At 29.9% G+C, this 3904-nt stretch carries 3 protein-coding genes; all 3 read left to right on the top strand.

Annotated features, from left to right (window positions below; genetic code table 11):
* A partial coding sequence (locus ABJD66_RS03610; protein WP_348128339.1) for a mechanosensitive ion channel domain-containing protein occupies positions 1 to 1133 on the top strand: 1133 nt, incomplete at its 5' end.
* A 108-nt stretch (positions 1134 to 1241) separates the two neighbouring features.
* Positions 1242 to 3257, top strand: a complete 2016-nt coding sequence (locus tag ABJD66_RS03605) for a mucoidy inhibitor MuiA family protein (RefSeq protein WP_348128336.1) — start codon at positions 1242 to 1244, stop codon at positions 3255 to 3257.
* Positions 3258 to 3283: 26 nt separating this feature from the next.
* Positions 3284 to 3739, top strand: a complete 456-nt coding sequence (locus tag ABJD66_RS03600) for a hypothetical protein (protein ID WP_348128333.1) — start codon at positions 3284 to 3286, stop codon at positions 3737 to 3739.
* The last annotated feature ends 165 nt before the right edge of the window (positions 3740 to 3904 follow it).

Raw genomic sequence — 3904 nt, 5'->3', positions numbered from 1 at the left:
ATTTTGTTTTAAGAAAGATTTTTATTTCTGTCTTTGCAAAATTTACAAGCATATCTAAAACCAATTTTGATGACTTTTTGGTTAAAAATAAGGTACCAAGAAATGTTGCTCATATAGTTCCTATTATTATTGCTTACAACGCTGTTCCATTGGTTTTTAACGGTTTCATAAAAGCACAAGGTGTAATTTTAAAAGGGTTAGAAGTTTTTGGTATTGTATTAACTCTTTGGGTAGTTAGGAGTTTGCTTAACACTTTAAAAGATTTCTTTAAAACATTACCAAATCTAAAAGACAAACCTATAGATAGTTACATACAAGTATTTATGATATTTTTATGGTCTATTGGTATTTTGTTAGCTATATCTATACTTACAGACATAGAACTTTGGAAATTTTTAACTGGTTTAGGTACCGCCTCTGCTGTAATATTATTAATTTTTAAAGACACCATACTTGGTTTTGTTGCCAGTATACAAGTATCTATAAATGATATGGTGCGTATTGGTGATTGGATTTCTTTTAATAATTACGGTGCAGATGGTGATGTTATAGAAATTAACCTTGCTACAGTTAAAGTACAAAACTTTGATAATACAATTACAACTATACCAACATACGCCTTAATTTCTGATTCTTTTAAAAACTGGAGAGGAATGACAAATTCTCCTGGGCGTAGAATTAAACGTGCTTTAATAATTAAGCAAGAGAGTATTAAATTTTTAGCTCCAAAAGATATTCAAAAATTAAAAAAAATAAGTCTCATAACAGAGTATATTGTTGGCAGACAAGAAACAATTACAGAGTACAACCAAAGTAACAACATAGATAAATCTATCTTAATAAACGGAAGAAACCTTACTAACATTGGTCTTTTTAGAAAGTATGCAGATACCTATTTAAAAAATCATTCTGCCATAAATAAAGATATGATGGTTATGGTTAGGCAGTTAGCCCCTACTGCACAAGGTATACCTTTAGAGGTTTATGCTTTTAGTAGTGATAAAAGATGGGAAAACTACGAGTATATAATGTCTGATATTTTTGATCATTTACTTGCTGCTATTCCATTTTTTGAATTAGAATTGTTTGAGCTTCCTAGCAGCACAAACTTTAAAAGTACTTCTAAACCGTAAACTAGCTCAAAAGTTAACTTTACTCACTCTAAAGACCACTTTACAAACTATTAGTTTTTTTCAAGTATTGCTATTCTTAGGTTTACGCAACCTTAAAAACTAATATCTATGAAAAAGCTACTTTATCTATTGTTACTAATTCCCCTAGCAATAACTGCGAACGACAAAAAAACTCCTTCTACCATAAAAGAGGTTACAGTTTACTTAAATGGAGCACAAATTACACGCACAAGTAATTTTACGCTTAAAGAAGGTACAACCGAGTTAAAGTTTACTGGTTTATCTTCTAAAATTGATGAAAATAGCATTCAAATATCAGGGTTACAATCTGTTTCTATTTTAGCAATGGATTACGGTATTAACTATTTAGATAAGTTTATGGTAACTCCTGAAGCTACAGAATTACAAAATGAAGCCAAATTACTATCTAAAAAAATTCAACTATTAAAAAATAGAATATCTGGTTTACAAGAAGAAGAATTATTAATTACCAAAAACAGACAAGTAAGCGCAACTACAGAAAATTTAGACCTAGAGAAGCTTAAACAAATAAGTACTTATTACAGAAAACGCATTACTGAAATTAGAGATGAGATATTTACTATAAAAAATGAAATAGAAAAAATAAGCACAACAATTAGAGATCTAAATTTACAAGTAAAAGAGCTTACAACTGGGCCTGCTATAGCGCAAGGAGAATTAGTTGTTAAGTTTGATGCCCCTGTAGACATTAACATAAACTTAATTTTGTCTTATGTTGTTTCAGATGCTGGTTGGGTGCCAACTTATGATATAAAATCTAAAAATACAGCCAGTAATCTTCAACTTAAATACAAAGCTAATGTGTACCAAAACACAGGTAATGAGTGGAAGAATGTAAAAATTAATTTATCAACCGGAAACCCTATAAAACAAACAACTAAACCGGTTATAGACACTAAATATCTAAACTTTACAAACGGGTACAATTACCAATCTAAAGCTATAAAAAAGAGTAAATATTATTACAATCCTTCAGTAAAAAAAGTAACAGGGGTGGTTACAGACGCATCCGGACAACCTTTACCTGGCTGTACTGTTTTAATAAAAGGCACTAACATAGGTACACAAACAGATTTTGATGGAAACTACACCATAGCAACCCATACTGGGCGAGAATTACAGTTTTCTTACATAGGAATGCAAACAACAGAACTACCAATTTATGCATCTATAATAAACACAAAATTAGATGAAGATAATGAAGCCTTAGATGAAGTTGTAGTTACAGGTTACTCTACTGCATTGCAAGGCAAAGCAGAAGGAATAGAAATTAGAGGTGCATCTTCTACTCCATCATTACCTTTATACATAATTGATGGTGTACCAATGTCTAATTATTTAGAAGGTGATATTGATACTAATGACATACAATCTTTAGAGGTTGTTAAAGGAGCCGAAGCCACAGGAATTTATGGTGCTAGAGGTAGCAACGGTGTCATTATTATTACTACTAAAAAGAGTACTACAGAGGACGATGTTACCAATACAACTTTTGCAATTAAAAAACCGTATTCTATTAAGTCTGATGGAGATATAATAGCCATAGAAATTAATACCTTTAATTTAGATGCTACATACGAGTACCTTTCTATACCCGTATTAAATGAAAATGTTTTTTTAACTGCATCGTTTAAAAACTGGGAACAATACAATTTATTACCTGGTGAGGCTAACATTTACTTTAAAGGTGGTTTTGCTGGTAAAACGGTAATAGATCCATACAAAACAACAAAAGAAATGGTAGTTTCTTTAGGTGTAGATGCAGGTATTACAGTTACAAGAAAGCAAGATCGAAACTTTAAAGGTAAATCTTTATTTGGTAATAATCGTGTGTTAAACAGAGCGTATGATTTAGAAATTAAGAATAATAAAAGCACAGCGATTACCGTAAAGTTAATAGACAGGATTCCGTTATCTGAAAATAAAGAGATTAAAGTAAGTGAAATAGAAACATACAATGCAAATTATAATGACGCTAAAGGTTTGCTAACGTGGAAAATAGATTTAAATAGTAAAGAAACACAAAAAGAACGTTTTTCTTACCAAGTTAAATATCCTAAAAACAAACATATCTCTTTATAATTTACAAACTTATTTAACATACAATTATGGTCATATTAATAATCCTATTTATAACTATCGTCTTATTTTTCATTTTTAATTGGGCTTTAAAAAAAAGCAATAGAATTGCTTTAAAATATAAAAAAATTACTGCAATAGGACTATCTATTGTTTTTGCTCCATTAACATACATCTTTAGCATATATTGTTTTGTAGCAATAATTTCCTACTATCCTAAATATCAGTTTAATCAACAAAAATGGAACAACAATCCTGAGCAACGTTATGAGTTATCTACTGATATAATTGAGAGTAATATGCTAATTGGTAAAACTAGAACAGAAGTTATACAATTATTAGGTGAAGATTTTTATGAATACAACCCAGAACATATTGCTTATATATTGGGGTTTAAACCTGGTATTTTTAGTATTGATACAGACGCATTAGATATTATTTTTAAAGACAATATAGTTATAAAAGTAAAACAGCATCAAACTTAATTGTTTGATGCTGCTTTTATACATTAAAAGTAGTTATGCTACTTTACTTCGTCATAATTATCATCCCAATTTTTAGCCTTAGGATTATCATGTAATTTACCAGCAGATTTAGCAACAATCATAGATACTGTAGCATCTCCTGTAACATTTACCACGGTTCTACAC

It is taken from the genome of Cellulophaga sp., from assembly GCF_039943695.1.
Classification (GTDB): domain Bacteria; phylum Bacteroidota; class Bacteroidia; order Flavobacteriales; family Flavobacteriaceae; genus Cellulophaga.
This window is presented reverse-complemented; position numbering and strand designations above follow the sequence as displayed.

Bases quoted from the DNA above. Each gene is read 5' to 3' on its own strand.
- ABJD66_RS03600 (WP_348128333.1), top strand. From the start codon at position 3,284: ATGGTCATATTAATAATCCTATTTATAACTATCGTCTTATTTTTCATT.
- ABJD66_RS03605 (WP_348128336.1), top strand. From the start codon at position 1,242: ATGAAAAAGCTACTTTATCTATTGTTACTAATTCCCCTAGCAATAACT.